13 protein-coding genes are annotated in these 18842 nt (G+C 48.3%); 8 read left to right on the top strand and 5 right to left on the bottom strand.

Annotated elements, in window-relative coordinates; translation table 11 throughout:
- The first annotated feature begins 113 nt into the window (after positions 1–113).
- On the top strand, positions 114–545 hold the full coding sequence (locus ACR6Z4_RS17725; RefSeq protein WP_479718634.1) for a VOC family protein: 432 nt from the start codon (positions 114–116) through the stop codon (positions 543–545).
- Here the strand turns inward: ACR6Z4_RS17725 and ACR6Z4_RS17720 are convergent.
- Positions 542–1141 (bottom strand): esterase/lipase family protein, encoded by a 600-nt coding sequence (locus tag ACR6Z4_RS17720; protein WP_479718633.1) that lies wholly within the window; start codon positions 1139–1141, stop codon positions 542–544. The two genes, ACR6Z4_RS17725 and ACR6Z4_RS17720, sit on opposite strands and share 4 nt — an antisense overlap.
- A 267-nt stretch (positions 1142–1408) precedes the next feature.
- Between ACR6Z4_RS17720 and ACR6Z4_RS17715 the strand changes: the two genes are divergently transcribed.
- Positions 1409–2134, top strand: a complete 726-nt coding sequence (locus ACR6Z4_RS17715) for a PEP-CTERM sorting domain-containing protein (protein ID WP_479718632.1) — start codon at positions 1409–1411, stop codon at positions 2132–2134.
- Between the two features lie 211 nt (positions 2135–2345).
- Here ACR6Z4_RS17715 and ACR6Z4_RS17710 read toward each other — a convergent pair whose 3' ends face one another.
- The gene (locus ACR6Z4_RS17710; RefSeq protein WP_479718631.1) at positions 2346–3308 is read right to left on the bottom strand and encodes a Sll0314/Alr1548 family TPR repeat-containing protein; all 963 of its coding nucleotides are present in this window, start codon (positions 3306–3308) and stop codon (positions 2346–2348) included.
- Positions 3309–3533: 225 nt separating this feature from the next.
- Here ACR6Z4_RS17710 and ACR6Z4_RS17705 point away from each other — a divergent pair, with 225 nt between their 5' ends.
- The 4 genes from ACR6Z4_RS17705 to ACR6Z4_RS17690 all read left to right on the top strand — a co-directional run bounded on the left by ACR6Z4_RS17705 (position 3534) and on the right by ACR6Z4_RS17690 (position 7559).
- Complete coding sequence (locus ACR6Z4_RS17705) at positions 3534–4205, top strand: ABC transporter ATP-binding protein (RefSeq protein ID WP_479718630.1); 672 nt, start codon at positions 3534–3536, stop codon at positions 4203–4205.
- Between the two features lie 69 nt (positions 4206–4274).
- A complete protein-coding gene (gene rsmG, locus ACR6Z4_RS17700; protein ID WP_479718629.1) occupies positions 4275–5234 on the top strand; it encodes a 16S rRNA (guanine(527)-N(7))-methyltransferase RsmG in 960 nt (319 codons plus the stop codon).
- 36 nt (positions 5235–5270) lie between these two features.
- On the top strand, positions 5271–6050 hold the full coding sequence (locus ACR6Z4_RS17695) for a photosystem II S4 domain protein (protein ID WP_479718689.1): 780 nt from the start codon (positions 5271–5273) through the stop codon (positions 6048–6050).
- A gap of 492 nt (positions 6051–6542) precedes the next feature.
- Positions 6543–7559 carry a sulfate/molybdate ABC transporter ATP-binding protein gene (locus tag ACR6Z4_RS17690; protein ID WP_479718628.1) on the top strand — a complete coding sequence of 339 codons (1017 nt, stop codon included), beginning with the start codon at positions 6543–6545 and terminating at the stop codon, positions 7557–7559.
- Here ACR6Z4_RS17690 and ACR6Z4_RS17685 read toward each other — a convergent pair.
- On the bottom strand, positions 7556–7678 hold the full coding sequence (locus tag ACR6Z4_RS17685) for a hypothetical protein (protein ID WP_479718627.1): 123 nt from the start codon (positions 7676–7678) through the stop codon (positions 7556–7558). The two genes, ACR6Z4_RS17690 and ACR6Z4_RS17685, sit on opposite strands and share 4 nt — an antisense overlap.
- A 529-nt stretch (positions 7679–8207) precedes the next feature.
- Between ACR6Z4_RS17685 and ACR6Z4_RS17680 the strand changes: the two genes are divergently transcribed.
- Both ACR6Z4_RS17680 and ACR6Z4_RS17675 read left to right on the top strand, forming a co-directional pair.
- A complete protein-coding gene (locus ACR6Z4_RS17680) occupies positions 8208–10358 on the top strand; it encodes a polyribonucleotide nucleotidyltransferase (protein ID WP_479718688.1) in 2151 nt (716 codons plus the stop codon).
- A gap of 288 nt (positions 10359–10646) precedes the next feature.
- Positions 10647–14075: a DEAD/DEAH box helicase gene (locus tag ACR6Z4_RS17675; protein WP_479718626.1), complete on the top strand. Its 3429-nt coding sequence runs from the start codon at positions 10647–10649 to the stop codon at positions 14073–14075.
- Between the two features lie 92 nt (positions 14076–14167).
- Here the strand turns inward: ACR6Z4_RS17675 and ACR6Z4_RS17670 are convergent, their stop codons facing one another.
- Positions 14168–15484: a CAP domain-containing protein gene (locus tag ACR6Z4_RS17670; RefSeq protein ID WP_479718625.1), complete on the bottom strand. Its 1317-nt coding sequence runs from the start codon at positions 15482–15484 to the stop codon at positions 14168–14170.
- A gap of 1445 nt (positions 15485–16929) precedes the next feature.
- The coding region (locus ACR6Z4_RS17665) for an SEFIR domain-containing protein (RefSeq protein ID WP_479718624.1) at positions 16930–18842 on the bottom strand (1913 nt) is incomplete at its 5' end.

The raw sequence follows: 18842 nt of genomic DNA, 5'->3' as shown, positions 1-18842 counted from the left end.
AAAAAAATCAGTGATCCGAAAGCAGGGATGCTAAAAATCATTGGGGGTCCCCGATTTTGCAAATCAGGGTGACTATACTATTGGCTAGACACTAGCCTAACAGTCAACGATTTATGCAACCAGTGTTATTTCATCTCGCCTTCCCGGTCGGCAATATTGCTCAAACCAAACAATTTTACGTCGATGGCTTGGGTTGCACAGTCGGGCGCAACAATGCCAGTTCAATGATTTTGAACTTATACGGGCATCAACTAGTCGCCCATGTCACCGACGACCAAATACCGCCACAACGCGGGATCTATCCCCGTCATTTTGGTCTGGTTTTTGCCAGTGAAGCAGATTGGGAAGCATTGTTGGAGCGATCGCAATCCCATGGCTTAAGTTTTTACCAGAAGCCCAAACTGCGCTTTCCGGATCTGCCATTAGAACACCGCACTTTTTTTCTAGAAGATCCGTTTCACAATCTGCTGGAATTTAAGTTTTATCGCCATGCCAGTGCCGTGTTTGGGGAAGCGGAATTTGCCCAAATTGGCGATCGCACTTAGGGCTTATCCGATAACGCGTCTGCTACCGCTTTTATGCTTCTTGGATCGGTCAGCATCCACGGATGGGCAGCGACATTAATTTTTACCTCTCGACCGAACGGCATATGGGAACTGTTTGCCGGAAAAATCATTAGATCCAGCGGTGTCCAAATCGAGGTGAAGCTAATTTTGTTGAGCATTGCCACATCTTGATTTAACCGTTCCAAAAAAGCACCGCCCGGTTTCATCTGTTCTGCACCAATATTGGGCCGAAAGTGAGCCGTCAAGGTGCCGTGATGGGGAGTGGCGATCGTGACAAAGCGTTGAATCCGGTTGATGCCGCCTAAGCGTTGCACGTAGTAGCGACTGACGATGCCACCCATACTAAATGCCACCAGATCAAACGGTTGATGGGCTGGAAACGTGCGATCGGCATAGTCGCGGATTTGCAATGCCAGTTTATCCAGTCCGACGTCACCATTACAGGGAATTAAATCGAGGGTATGTACCGACCAGCCCGAATTATTGAGATAGGCAGACATTTTGTTAAAAACAGCAAAGGTATCGTCAATCCCATGAATCAACAACACAGGGTTACGCGGACTGGAAGTACTCATAAGAGGCAACAACGTTAGCTAAGCAGGATTTAGAACGATCGAGATTCGATACCTCTAGCTTAAGCAGAAGATCGAGACGGTTCCAGATCCCGTCAGCCAGATTATCAAGCTGTACCTGATTGAGTCCCGGATATCTCCAGCCAATAGCCAGAATTAAAACTCTTCAAGGAATTAAAAATTGCAACGTTTTCGGTAAATCTACATAAGGCTCAGTAGGATCGGTTATCCATAAATCACAATTTTATTCGTCTACGGAGATATAAAAACATGAAGGCTTTATATCCTAGCGTTAGCACGTTTGTACTTTTTTCAATTATTGGACTATCCCTTCCTGCTCAAGCTGCTCAGTTATCCGCTAATGTAACGGCTGATAACCACTATGGAATTTATTACGGACAGGTTGATGGCTCTGATTTGTCCTTCGTCGGCACAAACGAAAGCGGTAACGGTCACATCCCTGATATCGATTCACCTATTCCTATTGAGCCTTGTAGTGGAATATTTAACTGGCAATGCCCTGAAACATGGACATTTAGCGTAGATACGGGAGATTACTTATATATCATTGCTTGGGATGATGCTGGGCCACAAAGCTGGATCGGTGACTTTCAGCTTCCTGATGGTAGTTTGCTCTTGTCCAATACTACGGATTGGGAATATGCGATCGCCAGCGGCAGTACTCCCTTCACCGGGACTCTTCCTTCCGTATTAGACCTAGCAACAGAGATTGCAAGCGCGACTTGGAATACGCCCCAAGCCTCTGCTCCCCAAGGAAGCGATCCTTGGGGGACAATTCCCAACATATCTTTGTCATCTCAATTTATTTGGCATGACACGTTGTCTGATGACTCCTTGAGTGATGGAAACTACGTCATTTTCAGAAGTAAATCTTCAGTTTTCTCGACTCCGACCAGTGTTCCGGAACCGACTACAGTCTTGGGATTAGGCTTATTTGGAATCACTTGGTTATTCAACAGAAAACGTAGAGTTTAAGTGCTTGATAGATTCATTTCTAATCTGGGCTTCGACTTCGCTCAGCCCACCTGGTGTTGCAAACATGAAATTTTGCAACATGGGGGTTTGGGGGCTGCGCCCCCAAAAGGAGGTTTTACCCCCTCCACCCCCTCTAAAACTTTTAAGTTGGTGTACTAGACCGAGCGTTGAGCGAAGTCGAAACGCAGGAACGCAGGAACTCAAGTATTGTCTACGGGTTACCTGCCAAAATTGCTTCGCAGGTGCGTGCGCGGGCTTGCTCTAGGTGAACCTGGGCGCGGCAATGTTCGTAAGCTAATTGGGTTGCCAATCTTCCAGGAAACTGGGCTCTATTGTCTAAAGCGGTTTGAAAGTCAGGCAGGCTCGCTTCGTAGTTACCCTGACGCACCCGGATCTGGGCTCTCAGGTAATATAAATCGGGGTTATCGGGTGTGGCAGCGATCGCCCGATTGACGGCTTCTAACGCCGCTGCTTCTTCATCTAAATCTCGATAGCCGATCGCAATACCTCGATAGACCAGGTAATCGGGTGCATTCGATGCTCGTAGCCGTTCGATAGCTTGATTGGGGTCAGCAAAAGGTAAATTTACCGCCAGCATCAAATCCATATAGCTTTTGAGCAGCGTCAGTTCTGGATCGGTTGGGTCAATCCGTTCGGCTTCGCGCAAACTATCAAAGACATCCTGGAGTTTTGCCAACAGCGTCGGTGTTGAAGAGACAATTCCCTGAGTTGAAGCAATATAAGCACCCTGGAGAAACTGACCCACTGCAACATAGAGGTGCCCTCGTAGCGGATCGGTTGCAATTAACTGTTGCGCGGTGCTGAGGGTAGCATCGGCACTGGCAGACATGGCTCCCCAATCTTGATCGAGATAATCAAGGGCAGCTTGCATGGCATGAGCCAGAGGTTCATCGGCTTCAGCCGTTTGCAGAATTTCAGCCGCCTCAACATAATTGCCTTGCTCAAAGATAGCCCGGAAGGCAGCTTCGGTGCGATCGCCAATCGCATGAGGGTTGGTGCTGCGAAACGGATCAGCTGCCGCTGCCGAAAAAGTCAATAAATTCAGAGCGATCGCCGTAGTTCCTGCGATCGCTGCAATGGTACGGGTAAAATTAGGCGATCGCCACGTTCCCATTTTCAAACACTGCAAAGATACCATGCGCCGATCTGTCATGAATTGAGCCTCTAAAACTTTGGATGCGAGCCTGCGCGGATCAAGATACCACTAAGCCTAATTACGAGTCTAGCTGGGGGATTTCAGGGTGTCTTTATCAGATGATCCACACTAATCGCCAAGACGCGATCGCCAATTGCAGGTTCCTAATCTAGAGTGGGGTCGTTACACTTAAGATTGAGTCTTGCCACACCCGTAGCTAACCTTTTAGTTCAGTCCTAACGAATGCTCTATTTACGCAACCTGACTTACCACCCAGCCGCGACAGAAACTGCCATTCTTAAATCCATTGATTTAGAATTGGCTCCCCAGCAACTGGGTTTAATTGTGGGGCCAAGTGGGTCAGGCAAAAGTACCTTGCTGGAAATTTTAGCAGGGCTGGCACAAAAAACCTCTGGTACCATCCTATGGCGCAGTCAAGACCTTACCCCAGAACACTTACAACAACTGGGTGGGTTAGTGTTTCAGTTTCCAGAGCGGCATTTTTGTGGCAAAACGATTTTAGAAGAACTACGTCTGGGGCATCCCGAACTCAGCAAAGAAAAGATTGATCAATCCCTCGCTGCCGTTGGGCTGGCACACCTGAGCATGAACACGTCGCCCCAATCGCTCAGCGGTGGGCAACAACGACGGCTGGCGCTAGCTGTGCAACTGATTCGTCAACCCTATTTACTGTTGCTCGATGAACCGACCGCAGGGCTGGATTGGTCGATGCGCCGCCAGGTGATTAGTCTGCTGGCAACGTTGAAAAAAGACTGGAGTTTGTTGATCGTCACCCATGATGCCAGTGATATGGTGGCGATCGCCGATCGTTGCTGGACGCTCAGTCATGGCGAACTCACCCCTGCCGACCCAAGTAGCTTTGAAACCAAATCTGAAGTCGGAGTGGGAAGATAGAGACGCGATTAATTTGGTAAAGACGTCATTAATGACTCCTCTTCATCCCAACCCACACCTAAAACCCTCATGTCCATTGACCCATCTACCTTACCAACCTTGCCAGAGATGACAGAAACCTGGCAGCAAACCTTGACGTGGTTGCCCGATGCCAGCCAGCAGCAACAGTTTCAACGGTTATATGAATTGATCGTAGACGGCAATCAGCAGCTTAACTTAACGCGGATTACAGAACCCTCTGAATTCTGGGAAAAGCATTTATGGGATTCTTTGCGCGGCATTTACCCGTCTACGTTTTCTTTGTTTGCCCCCCCTGCTGCCTCCGACTTAGCCCCTGAACTTTCCATCCCAACCCTCGATCCCTCAGACATAGCCGCTGAACTCTCTGACCCCACCCTCGATCCCTCAGATCTAGCCCCTGAACACGCTAACCCCATCGTCGATTCTGCCGAGCAGATCTCTGACGCCCAAGCGTTACCCTCTGATCGTCCCACACACGCACCAAAACCCTCTGTTCTCAAAATTATTGATATTGGCACGGGTGGCGGATTTCCGGGGGTGCCTGTGGCGATCGCACTTCCCCATGCCAAGCTGACGTTGGTTGATTCGACCCAGAAAAAAATTACATTCCTGTCCACTGTATTAGAGCAGTTGGGACTGGATAATGCCCGAGCGATCGCCAGTCGAGCGGAAGCGGTCGGTAAAAGTCCGCAATACCGCAAGTCGTTTGACATCGCCCTAATTCGTGCCGTTGCCTCAGCCACTGTGTGTGCCGAGTACGTTCTACCCCTGCTCAAAATTGGCGGAGTAGCTATCCTTTATCGGGGACAATGGACAGACGCCGAACAGCAAACCCTGGATGTTGCCGCCCACCAGTTGGGTGGCACTGTTGAGCACGTAGAAGCCTTTACAACCCCGCTCAGTCAGGGAATTCGGCATTGTTTGTACCTCCGCAAAGTGAAACTCACGCCCTCCAAGTTTCCCCGTTCCGCAGGCGTCCCGGCACGTCAACCCTTACCCCTGTCATAATTAGGGTGTGTGTCGCAGGCTAGCCAATTTTCCTATATGTTGCCAAAAGAAGAATTGCTCAAGGGTGTCGAAGAACGAGAAGCTGCAACGCGGGTGATTGACCTGGCAGAACAGGCAATCAAAACCTGGGACGTGGTCTGCACCGACTTTCTTTCACCCCCCGAATGGGCAGATGTGCAACAGATGTTTAAGCGGCTGACCGATGTCGAGATGCTGCCCTGGGGCGGCTATCCGCAAGCCGAACGACAACGAGTGGCGATCGCTCGTACAGAATTACCCTTAGATCCATCGCAGGTGGCGATCGCAGCGCTCGATATCAGTGGCAACTTTTTGTTTGACCCTGCTAGCCATCGCGATTTTCTCGGCGCGTTGCTGGGCACAGGCATTGTTCGCGAAAAAGTTGGCGACATTCTGGTGCTGGGCGAACGGGGGGCACAGGCAATTGTCGTGCCCGAACTGGTGGAATTTTTGGAGATGAGTCTGACCCAGGTGCGCTCGGTTCCCGTTAAAACTCGACGAATTGAGTTGACCGAACTGAAGATCCAACCGCCCAAGAAAAAAGAACTGACGACCGTAGAAGCGTCCCTGCGACTCGATGCGATCGCCTCTGCTGGATTTGGCATGTCGCGCAGCAAAATGGTCGATCTGATCACCTCAGGCGATGTCCGGGTTAACTGGAAAGACATCACGCAATCCAGTCATGCTCTGAAATCCGGCGATTTAGTCGCGATCCGGGGCAAAGGACGCCTGGAAATTGGCGAGATTGCGGTCACTAAAAAAGAACGATACCGCATTCAACTCACCCGCTTTATGTAAACCCCAGCCTTTGACTCGGAGATCGGTGTGCGGCAAGGCGTTGCCTTGCCGCACACCGATCTCAAACCAAAACATTGAATTCATCCAGCGGGCGATAAATCTACACTTGACAAGTGTAGATTTATCGCCCCAATTTTGTCATGAGGCTGGTAGAAAGCGATCGCCCCTCTCATCACCTCCGAGACTTCCGAGGTTTTCAAAAACATCGGAAGTCTTGCCCTATAAAGATCTGAGCAGCAATCTGTCGATCCTTTAGATAGGCGCTCAACAAAAAGAAATTTTTGTCACTGAAGACATCCACAAGATTAGTGTGCTATAAATCTACAGTAAGTCACTCGACAAAGTGTGGATTTGACTTACAAGAATACTATATTTATCGGTCTTCCTGAATAGTGAGATGGGGTTGACCCGTCAGAGGTTCTCCGCTCAAAGACCCTACAGAATCAGCAGCACTTTTTATCCTTTACTTTTACTTAAGGCAGGTAAGCAGTCGTGGGTATTGTTGTTCACAACGTCTCTAAGCGATTTGACAACTTTCAAGCCGTTGATCAGGTTGATCTAGAAGTTAAAACAGGATCATTGGTTGCATTATTGGGTCCCTCCGGTTCGGGTAAATCAACGCTGCTACGACTGATTGCAGGATTGGAAATGCCGGATACTGGACGGATTTATTTGACCGGCAGTGATGCCACTTACCAGAGTGTACAAGAACGCAGTATTGGGTTTGTGTTTCAACACTATGCCCTGTTTAAACACATGACCGTGCGTAAAAATATCGCATTTGGTTTAGAGTTACGGAAAACCTCTAAGGCAAGAATTAGAGCGAAAGTTGAAGAGTTATTAGACCTTGTTCAGTTAAGTGGTTTGGGCGATCGCTATCCATCCCAATTATCGGGTGGACAACGGCAACGTGTCGCCCTCGCTCGCGCCCTCGCTGTCGAACCGAAAGTCTTACTGCTAGACGAACCCTTTGGCGCATTAGATGCCAAAGTCAGAAAAGATTTACGCGCCTGGTTGCGCCGACTTCACGACGAAGTCCATGTCACGACCGTATTCGTAACCCACGACCAGGAAGAGGCAATGGAAGTGTCTGATGAAATCGTGGTGATGAACAAAGGCAAAATCGAGCAGGTCGGCACTCCAGCGGAGATTTACGATAACCCTGCCAGCGCCTTTGTTATGGGCTTTATCGGCCCTGTGAATGTGTTACCCAGCACATCCCATATCTTCCATAACAACGGCTTTAAATCTCCCCATCCCTCCGTTTTTGTGCGACCCCAGGATGTCATGATCGAAACCCATCCCGATAGCGCCACCGTTCCCGCCAAAGTCAGCCGAGTGATTCATCTCGGTTGGGAAATTCAGGCAGAAATTACCCTGGATGACGGGCAGGTCGTCATAGCCCATTTGACCCGCGATCGCTTTGATGAACTCAATCTCCAGCCCAACCAACGGGTCTATGTAAAACCCAAAGAAGCTAGAGCATTCCCGCTCCATTACGCAATTTAACGTTCATAGTGTTCGAGGGTTTGAATCGTCGGCACAATCTCAAGCTTTTGATTGAGATAAAAGTGGAGTGCCCAGGTCAACTCAAAAAATAGCGCTGCGTCTTGCTCAGATAGTTTCATGGCTCAACTCACTTGCAATTAACTTACACCCATCAATAGCCATTATCCAAAACCAATGGTTTGCAGACTGAGGATCGTGGATTAAACACGATCGACTATGGAATCATTTGCAGGGGCAAACAGCCGTTCGATAGCAGTGTGCAAGTTCGTGTACGGTGTGGTGGGGCGCTCCGCGCCCCACCACACCGTACTGAATCAACCTGCACAGCGGGTGATTTGTGAGAACTGCATCCCTGGGAAGTACGATTCTCACACACTATTTGAGATGGCGATATCGCCCTATCTCAGCAACTGCATTAGACCGCTTTATATTTATTTGGAAACGCACTTAATAAAACTTGTAGAATGCAGACTCAAAACCGTCTATTAATCTCTGATCCCCAGTTTTATAGCGAATAAAATTTTGAAATATTTTAAGGATTGACTCTAACAGTATCTTCTGCTAACAAGATCCGGTCACACCGTTAAATTTCAGTGCTACGATTGCGACAGAAGAAATAACGAGAACAAGGGTACACCATTACACATGCTGAATGAAATAGATAAGTCAATATCCTTTGATGGAAGGGATATTAGGCTGAAGGTAGGTCTGCTTGCGCCACAAGCAGGCGGTTCTGTATTGGTTCAGTCTGAAGAAACTGCGGTTTTCGTCACGGCAACTCGCGCCTCAGCCCGTGAAGGCATTGATTTCTTGCCTCTTTTAGTGGATTACGAAGAGCGGTTGTATGCGGCAGGGCGCATACCAGGAGGGTTTCTCCGACGGGAAGGTCGTCCCCCAGAAAAGGTGACGTTAACAAGCCGATTGATCGATCGCCCAATGCGACCGCTATTCCCTAACTGGTTACGCGATGATATCCAAATCGTCGCCATTACCATGTCTAGAGACGAGCGCGTACCGCCCGATGTTCTGGCAGTCACAGGGGCTTCGATCGCCGCCTTGTTAGCCCAGATTCCCTTTAATGGACCCATGGCAGCCGTGCGAGTTGGGCTAGTGGGCGATGATTTCATCATTAACCCCACCTACAGCGAGATCGAAGCGGGTGATCTCGACCTGGTCGTAGCAGGTTCCCCGGATGGGGTGATTATGGTGGAAGCCGCCGCAAATCAATTGCCAGAGCAAGACATGATCGAGGCGATTGATTTTGGTTATGAAGCCGTTCGTGACTTGATTCAGGCACAGCGTGACCTGATGCAAGAATTGGGCATTGAGTTGGTGCAAGAAGCGCCACCTGTAGTGGACTCTACCCTGGAAGAATACATCACTGAGCGATCGCAAGCGGCGATTAAAGAGATCTTGGCACACTTTGAGCAAACCAAAGGTGAACGAGATAAGGCATTAGACGAAGTCAAAGCGGGCATTGATGCGGCGATCGCCGAACTTCCAGAGGAAGATGCAATTCGGGTAGCGGCAACCGCCAACCCCAAAGCCTTGAGTACGGTGTTTAAAGACGTGACCAAAAAGCTGATGCGCCGTCAGATTGTCGAAGACGGGGTGCGGGTCGATGGTCGTAAATTGGATGAAGTCCGTAAAATTAGCTGCCGCACCGGGTTGTTGCCCAAACGAGTTCATGGCAGTGCGCTCTTCCAGCGTGAGTTGACCCAGGTGCTATCGGTTGCAACGTTGGGTACCCCAGGGGATGCCCAAGATCTACTGGATGACTTGCATCCTGAAGATGAAAAGCGGTATCTGCATCACTACAACATGCCTCCTTACTCGGTCGGGGAAACCAAACCGATGCGATCGCCTGGTCGCCGTGAAATCGGACATGGTGCCCTGGCTGAAAAAGCTTTGCTACCCGTCTTACCGCCCAAAGACCAATTCCCTTACGTCATTCGGGTGGTGTCGGAAGTCCTGTCGTCCAACGGCTCGACCTCCATGGGTTCCGTCTGCGGCTCAACGCTGGCATTAATGGATGCTGGGGTTCCTATCCTCAAACCCGTCAGTGGTGCAGCCATGGGTTTGATCAAAGAAGGCGATGAAGTCCGCATTCTCACCGATATCCAGGGAATCGAAGACTTCCTGGGCGACATGGACTTCAAAGTGGCTGGCACCGACAGTGGCATCACTGCATTGCAGATGGATATGAAGATCAGTGGCTTGCCGATTTCGGTAATTGCTGACGCCATCCATCAGGCAAAAGCTGCTCGCCTCCACATCCTCGGCAAGATGCTAGAGGCTCTGGATAAGCCGCGTGCTGAGCTATCTCCCTTTGCCCCTCGCCTGTTAACCATCAAAATTGACCCCGATCTCATCGGTCTGGTCATCGGGCCGGGTGGTAAAACGATTAAAGGCATTACCGAGCAAACGGGCGCGAAGGTGGATATTGAAGACGATGGCACCGTCACCATCTCTTCGTTAGATTCCGACAAAGCCAAGCAAGCGCGTGCCATTATCGAAGGCATGACTCGCAAACTCAGTGCCGGAGATGTTTATGTCGGCAAAGTCACTCGCATCATCCCCATCGGTGCCTTTGTTGAGTTTCTCCCTGGCAAAGAAGGCATGATCCACATCTCTCAACTGGCAGACTATCGCGTCGGCAAAGTGGAAGATGAAGTGGCACTGGGCGATGAAGTGATTGTCAAAGTGCGCGAGATTGATAGCCGGGGTCGCATCAACCTGACACGCTTGGGAATTCATCCAGATGAAGCTGCCGCTGCTCGCGAAGCCGCTGCATCCTAACAACCCGTAGGGGCTAATCCTGTATGGAGATGCCCAAGGGGCAATCCTTGAGTGGATGCCCCGCTCTATAGGGCACGGGGTTGGCACATGTCACAACCCCTACCAACTCAAATCTGGATTCTTCCTATTGCCCAATCGATTGTTGGGTGATTCGCGTACAATAAAACCAAATCTTGCAGGTGTAGCACACCGTTCTGAACCGTCAAGTCTATCAGCGGCAAACGCTTTGATGGTGATTCAGGCGGTGTGTTGATCCATCCGGCAGCGATCGCACCCTTTTAATCGTTCATGGCAATCTTACACGGTAGCTGGCTCAATCTGCCTCAGGAAAGCTCTGCATCTCCGTCCTCTCAGGGGGCATCACCTGCCGGAGAGGCATACTTTTTGATCTGGGGAGAAACCTGGCGAAAAGTTGAGCCACTGGAAACGAGTACTGTGACAGCACCCCTGCTGCATCCATTTGCCATGAATGCAGCGGAATTGGTTGCATTTTTGCGATCGCTGCATCATTCGAAACAATTGACCTGGAGCATTGCTGATGTCCCGATCGAAGTCGTAGCACCAGCGGCAACCAAAGGCAAACGCAAGACCAGTAAAGCAGCAGACCCGGAGATAGAAATAACAGCGGCACGATGGCAGGCGATCGCTCTATCTCTGCCCACCTATACGCTCAAGCATCCCGACACTCAGACGATTGCCCTGATGCCTCAACACTCGGCGGCATTAGCAGCCTTCAGCAGCGACACAGACCCGAGTTCCAGCACAGCGGAACTGAGTCTTCATCCCTGGCAGGTTGAGGGCATTGTGGTGCAGCCCAGCGAAGTCATGGCGTTGCTCAATTCGTTGCCGCTCAGCTCATTCAACCCAGAAGACTCGTTTGTGGCAGGTGATTTGCGGTTTTGGTCGTATATTGCCCGCTGGAGTTTGGACTTAATGGCACGGTCTAAATTTTTGCCCGTGTTAGAGCCGGTATCCGAAGGTGTGGCGATTGGACAGTGGCGATCGCTGGTCGATAGTGCCATCGATCAAGAGCGGTTGCAGCAGTTTGTTAAAACGATGCCGCTGGCGTGTCGTGCCTATCACCGTTTAGACGATCTGCATCCGGGGGAACCTTCGGCGTTACTATCATCGCGATCGCTGATCTTTAGTTTTTTACATCAGATCATCGATGCCCAAATTCGGGCTGTCTCCAGTACGAATCTGCCCCCCGCCAACCACCTGCCTAAAGATCTCCCCTTGCGCGAATGGTTGCAGGCATTGACTTGCGATCGCCTCCCCTCGCCCACCCCGTCCCAGGCAGCGATTACTGCCAATCCAGACCAGTTAGAACGGCTCCATACCATTCTCATTAGTTGGTTGGCTCCGCTGCAACGCCAACTCAGTCAGGAAACCACCACCTTTCGCACCTGCTTCCACCTCAAACCACCGGAGATTGCCAGTGACAAAAACTGGACGTTAGACTATTTCCTTCAGGCAACCGATGATCTGGATTGTTTGATTGATGCCAAAACGATCTGGCAAAATCCGGTCGAGCGTCTGGTTTATCTGGGACGTAGCATTGACCAACCCCAAGAGACGTTGCTGGCAGGACTTGGGCTTGCCTCGCGGCTCTATCCGCTGATCGAAGAGAGTCTGCAAATTAAGCAACCCGAACGGTGCGTCCTCAACCCCGGACAGGTCTATGACTTTATCAAAACGACGGCTTGGCGACTGCAAGACAACGGATTTGGCGTAATTTTGCCCGCCAGTCTCTCCAATCAAGAAGGCTGGGCAAATCGCCTGGGGCTGAGTATCCGCGCCGAAACGTCTCTGGCTAAGGGGCAACGGTTGGGGTTACAAAACCTGCTCAACTTCAAGTGGGAACTGACTATTGGTGGACAACGCCTCTCGAAAAAAGAGTTCGATCGCTTAGTCAACCTCAACACTCCCCTGGTCGAAATTAACGGCGAGTGGGTCGAACTGCGCCCCCAGGATATCAAATCAGCGCAGACCTTTTTTCAAAGCCGCAAAGATCAGATGTCGCTGTCGCTGGAAGATGCTCTGCGGATTAGTACGGGCGACACGCAGATGATCGAAAAATTGCCCGTTCTGAACTTCGAAGCATCGGGGGCGCTACAAGACCTGATTACCACCCTCACGACCGGCAACCAAAGTGTAGATGCCATTCCTATTCCACCCTCGTTTCAGGGCGAGTTACGCCCTTACCAGGTGCGCGGCACGTCGTGGCTGGCATTCCTTCAGCGTTGGGGTTTGGGGGCGTGTCTGGCAGATGACATGGGCTTGGGTAAAACCGTCCAATTCATCGCCTTGATGCTGCATTTGAAAGAGCAAGATACCCTGACTAAACCGACATTGCTAGTCTGTCCTACGTCCGTTTTGGGAAACTGGGAACGAGAGGTCAAACGCTTTGCACCCAGTCTGCGAGTGCTGGTACATCATGGCGACAAACGCACTCAGGGAAAAGCATTTGCCAAAACTGCCAAAGACCACGATTTAATCATTACGAGCTATGCTCTGGTCTACCGCGATGAAAAAGACCTGCAAAGCGTCTCCTGGCAAGGAGTAGTGCTGGACGAAGCACAAAATATTAAAAATGCCGAGTCCCGACAGTCGCAAGCTGTCCGGCAGTTGGACGCAGAATTTCGCATCGCCCTGACGGGAACTCCGGTGGAAAACCGCTTGTCGGAACTCTGGTCGATTCTCGACTTTCTCAATCCCGGTTATTTGGGACCGCGAAATTTCTTTCAACGGCGCTTTGCCATCCCGGTGGAACGATATGGCGATGGGGCTTCGCTACAAACCCTGCGATCGCTCGTCCAACCCTTTATTCTACGGCGGCTCAAAACCGATCGCACCATTATTCAAGACCTGCCCGACAAGCAAGAGATGACGGTTTTCTGTGGGCTATCTGCCGAGCAAGCGGCTCTATATCAGGCGATCGTCGATAAATCGCTAGTAGATATCGAATCTGCTGAAGGCATTCAGCGCAAAGGCATGATTTTAGGCTTGCTGACCAAACTGAAGCAGATCTGCAACCACCCCACCCTATTCCAACCAAAAGGCAGCTCTGAAGACAACTCTGAACCAGACGCAGACGCCAAAACTGCAACCCGCAGCTCATCATCGGCTTTATCCTTCAACTCAGACCCATTCGCCTTTCAAACGCAATCGGGTAAGCTCCAACGGCTTGCGGAAATGCTTGAAGAAGTGTTGGCAGAAGGCGATCGCTCTCTCATCTTCACCCAATTTGCCGAATGGGGAAAACTGCTCAAAGTTTATCTAGAAAGACACTTTAATCGAGAGGTGCTGTATCTCTATGGCAGCACCCCGCAAAAGCAACGCGAAGAAATGGTCGCTCGCTTCCAAAACGACCCCCAGGCTCCCAAAGTCTTTATCCTGTCGCTCAAAGCCGGTGGGGTAGGCTTAAACCTGACCCGTGCCAACCATGTATTTCACTACGATCGCTGGTGGAACCCTGCCGTCGAAAACCAGGCAACCGATCGCGTCTTTCGGATTGGGCAAACTCGCAATGTTCAGGTTCACAAATTTGTCTGCACCGGAACTTTAGAAGAACGAATTCACGAACTGATCGAAAGCAAAAAAGCCTTATCGGAACAAGTGGTCGGGGCTGGAGAAAACTGGCTCACCGAATTTGACACCGACCAACTGCGGAACTTGCTCTTGCTCGATCGTACAGCGGTCATCGATGAATCCTAAAAGCACAAGTTGCCGTGAGAGAGCCGCGCGGAGCGCGGTTCTCTCACGGCAACCGTCATCTATCCAGGTTGGATTTTGCGGTCAATCGCACGCTACACGACAAAGTTTCTGCGAGCATCGAGTTCCGTGACCGACACATTTCGCACTCTGACCATGGAGACAGCTGCCTGTCCGCCATCAAACCCATCTCGGTCAAATTGTACGATTGTGGTAGTTCCCGACGCGCGGAAGCGGAGATAGCCTTCACTGATCGCTTGCCGATAGGTAGAAACCTCAGACGCAAACGTCTGGAACAGGCGACTCATGACAATTTTGTCGCTGCCTACGGCAAAATCCGTAATCACATCAGTCCGGTCTTGCAATGACAAGCAAACAAATTTATCTTTGCCAGCACCCCCAGTTAGCGTATCTCGTCCGCCGTTGCCTTTGAGCGTATCACTGCCGCCAAGCCCACGCAGGCGATCGCTACCTCCTAGCCCAATCAACGTGTCATTGTTAGCGGTGCCTGTCAGCACATCCGCCTGTGCCGTACCCCGAATCGTTTTGCCCGCTGTGCCCGCTGTACCCCCACCCGTGCCTGTCTGATCGGTGGTATTCCAATCCAACTTCACATTTGCCGAATTGATTGTGATGGATTGGGTGAATTGATCGACGTCGCCATCCTGATCGACATCGCCCTTAAACGTCACCTTATAGGTACCTGGCGTTAATTCTATTTGATAGCCACCCGATGCCCAGGTTGTTGTGCTTACCGTATTGCTGGCATCACTTTGATCGACAGCAGTGACAGTGATATCACCCAGCCCTTCCCCTGCCGTATAGAAATTATCATCCACCGTTTTGTCATTGAACACGACTCCGACCACTTGAGGGACGTAGTCAAACCGATAGCCAAAGTCTTGCGTAATGATCAGCGGTCCCACTTGAGTAGACGAATCGTTTTCTTCTCGAATATCGATGCCGATCTCTTGATAGTCTGCATTCATCAAATTTTGCCGATGCCCATACCCCGCTTGAATGCCGGAACCATCGGAGTTATAGCCCCAGTCAATCGCAAAACCTGCATGACCATAAAACACAGAATCGACTACGGCAAACGCATTTTCGCCACCGCCGCCGGGGTAAGTCCAGGGGTTATTAGAATGCCCTGTATTGTCAATTTGAATTTGGTAATCATTGTTGGCACTGGCAGAACTTTTGAGCAGATCTGACCATGCCAGAGGGGCAACAGGACTTAGATCTTGCCATTGGGTTGCCAGCACCGTCAGGTCAACCCCAAAGAATTGGATCGCGCTATTAACATCTGCATCACCGGAGTTGGTTAGCTTTGGCAACTCGGCAGCGGGATCGATGCGCATCCGATTGACCAATTCAAGCATCTCTTGCTCTAATGCGGTTGGGTTAGCCATACTGCTCTACGCTCCTTGCAATGCAAATAAAGTTCATATAGCTGTAGGATCACAGATTCATTAAACCCGTCACTCTCTCAGAGAATTGGGTTTGGTTAAATTCAGGATCCTCAACGTCTGAGTTAAACTACTCAATCCTATGAAATGATTTTCATTAACCTTATCCGTGGAATTGCTAACAAAACAGGATATTGAGCGCTAAATTTACCTTAGTTTCACGGAAAAAGCCCTGTCTATGATTCAGCGTTACCCATAACTTATGAATAGAAAGCGTAGATGCGATCGCACTGATAGCAATTCTCAATACCATGAAATACAAGTTTTTGAGAAAGGGCTTCGCGGAGCGAAACCCTTTCTCAAAAACCATAATTTATCTATATGCAAACGTTATACAAACGTTTAATTTGACGTGAAGCGATCGCATTTTAAGCCGTTAAACACAACGTCTATTTTTCATCTCTATAGCGCTATGCAGGTTGGTTCAGTACGGTGTTGTGGGGCGCTCCGCGCCCCACAACACCGTTTCTGTCCTGAACAAACTTGCACGCCGCTATAATACGATTCAAGATTCTAAGAAAATCTTAGTTTCGACATATTTTTGTCGTAGTTACAGCGCTTTGCGCTTGAGTAAGCCACAATTATTTTTGTGAGAACCGCGCGGAGCGCGGTTCTCACAAAAATAACCTGGTTGTAAGCGATTGAAAATCGCTGTATTACATCCTGTAAGAGCAAAGCATCCGTTAGAGAGTCTTTGGTCAATGGCGAACATCATTGTCTGAATGCTTGTCGGTAGGACGACAACTTTTCCGCCGCAAGAAGCATAACTCTTCCGCTACAAACTCTGGAACTCCGATTCCTTCGATGCTCAAATTCAGCATTTTTAGCACTGATAGAAGCATAACTTTTCCGAAATCCCAAATTGGAAGCATGGCGATTCCGCGACAAAATATTAATTTTTATTAAGTTTTGCTGTCCTAAATACTTTAGTTCACGCGAATCATCAATTCAGCTTATACAAGAAGTTAAAAACATAAGTAGCTTTTGTCACAAAACCTGAGAAGCTTCTATAAGATTTGCTTATAAAATTTTCAGTAGATCCACGTAGCCACAATAAACCTAGTAAATATTGAAGTAGAAATAGTGCTAGCGAACATTTTGCAATAATTTAGGAGAAGCGTAGCAAAGCCACCCTACAGCGATTCGTACTTTGGATGTTACGCAAAACCTCTCCATCTGCGTTTAAACAATTTTTCCGTAACTCACTACAACCTGCTAGGCAAGCATATAGAAGAAGCCTAGTTTGATCGCTATAGCTGTCGGTTTGAGAACTATCGGTTGCCTAATCTTGATGGTAAGCAGGAAGTATTAGCAAGTACCATTGGTCATGATGAATTGATGTTAATGAATGCGATCTACGCAAAAAAAACTCCCCTTTGAAGATAAATTTAGAAATTCTCTTCTGAAGCATCAAGTGGAGGTTGCTCGTTCGGTTTCTGTTCATTGGAGGTAGCATTTGGATCTTGAATTTCAGGAATTTCCAAACGGACTGGTGGAGGTTCTGTCGAGGGCTTTTGTGGGGAGAAAAACTTGGGTTCAGGTGGTGCTGGCAGTGTCGTTGATGCAACGTCTGGCATTGCAACAATCGGCTCTTTTCTCAGTCGGTAACACAGTTCTCTAAAGCTTTTCTCATCTTCAAGAACATACTTATCACTCCCATTGAGAATGATGGGAACGTGAACCAGGTCTTTGGCAGAAAACACAACGGGAATAAACTTCGTGTTTCTCAATTGGTCGTTATACAGGTTCTGCCTGATGATTGTTCCTTCCCAAGTAACTCCTCGACCAGCCCCTGGCTCTTCATCTCCTCTGAATCGCCGCTTATAGGTTTCAGTACAAACGATTAGAACAAACTCAGCCCACTCAATCCTTTTTTCCATCCATAGATCCCATCCTTGCTCTGGAGTATAGGGAGGTTTAGCTCTAACGTACCGATCTATATCAGCTTCTATTCCCCCAGGGTTGCGTAGCGTATTTGCCAGCATCAGCACGCGGTCTTTGTGTTCTTCGGAGTCCCAGCTATAGCTAATAAAAACTTTTGTAGGTTCTTGTGCTTCCGCTGATGCCAAATTTTCTGCTGGTAAGCTGGATATTTCTGACCTATCTAAAGATGCATTAATAGAAATTAGACTGAATCGTATTCCTTTAGTATCAACCGACTCAACTTCCTTGAGCTTTTCACACAGCTTTTCACGCTCTGATTTTTCATAAAGAAAAGCTAAATAATAACAAGAAGGTATAGAGTTTTGCTTGAGACTATCAAATGAATTCTTTAACTCCTCTTTCTCAAGATGAATGTTGGCAAAAAGTTTTAGCCTGATCAAAGCTTTATGCCTGCAATTATCTGAAAAGATAAACTCAACAGGCTTTTCTCCTAAATGAGTTATGTCTTTTTCAATCTTTATTTCGTTATTTTTACAGTGATATCGTACAAAATATCTAAATATATCTTGTACAACGTTTTCATTATAGTGCCGTTTTTTACTGGAAGAATCTTTATTATCTTCAAGCCAAAAAAGCTTATATCCATCATATTTCTCAATAAATTCTTTAAACTGAACAATTATCTTTTCGATACACTCAACAACCTCATTCTTGTTTGAGGCTTTTAAATCGAGCGGAGGTTGTCCAGATATAAATTCATATATTGCCTTGGGCAGGTTATATAACCCATTGGGATCTTGCTCAAAGTTGTATGAACCGAAGTATTCTTCATTGCTTGGATCTTCCACAAAATTGAAGAATTCTGTTATAAGGTCTGGCTTCTTAGTAACAAGATTTAGGATGGTATTCTTCTTTTTAAGCTCATCTCTAAATTTTTCAAGTACTTTATTGTCCTTATCTTTAAGAGATTTCCCAAGTGTGTTATTCAATAACGCTCTTAATTCTTCATTAGGCTTGCCTATAAGGTAGTTGCTTAGTTCATCAGAACTGATAGATTGTATTGTACATAAGAAAACCTTTGGGACTAATATTACTGCTGTTGGTTGTTTCAATTCATAAGGATTAATTGGTAAGTAAAAACATTGATCATCCCAATAGCCAGTATCATAATCAAACTCAACATTTGTGATTGGGAAACATTTTGTTTTAATTTTAGGATGTCTCTTACAAACGTCCAAAGTGTACTCAATTAATTCACGCTTAACAATGTTTGCCATTGCATCACTAACCTTATCTTTTCCTACACCAGGGGTGAAGATTTCAAGTGCCTTAAACAATTCTGGTGTAAAAAAATTCGACCGCATTAATTCAATTAGAGTTTGAACAACGTTTTTGGCGAACTTTCTATCTCTTCCAC

It is taken from the genome of Calyptranema fuscum S582 (assembly GCF_055793305.1).
The sequence above is the reverse complement of the archived record's forward strand: the minus strand, read 5'-3'. Positions and strand labels throughout refer to the sequence as shown.

What these genes read in the sequence shown, in the direction of transcription:
- ACR6Z4_RS17670 (WP_479718625.1), bottom strand. Translation starts at nt 15,484, where the DNA reads ATGGCTAACCCAACCGCATTAGAGCAAGAGATGCTTGAATTGGTCAAT.
- ACR6Z4_RS17695 (WP_479718689.1), top strand. Translation starts at nt 5,271, where the DNA reads ATGTTGCCAAAAGAAGAATTGCTCAAGGGTGTCGAAGAACGAGAAGCT.
- ACR6Z4_RS17675 (WP_479718626.1), top strand. Translation starts at nt 10,647, where the DNA reads ATGGCAATCTTACACGGTAGCTGGCTCAATCTGCCTCAGGAAAGCTCT.
- ACR6Z4_RS17720 (WP_479718633.1), bottom strand. Translation starts at nt 1,141, where the DNA reads ATGAGTACTTCCAGTCCGCGTAACCCTGTGTTGTTGATTCATGGGATT.
- ACR6Z4_RS17715 (WP_479718632.1), top strand. Translation starts at nt 1,409, where the DNA reads ATGAAGGCTTTATATCCTAGCGTTAGCACGTTTGTACTTTTTTCAATT.
- ACR6Z4_RS17705 (WP_479718630.1), top strand. Translation starts at nt 3,534, where the DNA reads ATGCTCTATTTACGCAACCTGACTTACCACCCAGCCGCGACAGAAACT.
- ACR6Z4_RS17725 (WP_479718634.1), top strand. Translation starts at nt 114, where the DNA reads ATGCAACCAGTGTTATTTCATCTCGCCTTCCCGGTCGGCAATATTGCT.
- ACR6Z4_RS17685 (WP_479718627.1), bottom strand. Translation starts at nt 7,678, where the DNA reads ATGAAACTATCTGAGCAAGACGCAGCGCTATTTTTTGAGTTGACCTGG.
- rsmG (WP_479718629.1), top strand. Translation starts at nt 4,275, where the DNA reads ATGTCCATTGACCCATCTACCTTACCAACCTTGCCAGAGATGACAGAA.
- ACR6Z4_RS17710 (WP_479718631.1), bottom strand. Translation starts at nt 3,308, where the DNA reads ATGACAGATCGGCGCATGGTATCTTTGCAGTGTTTGAAAATGGGAACG.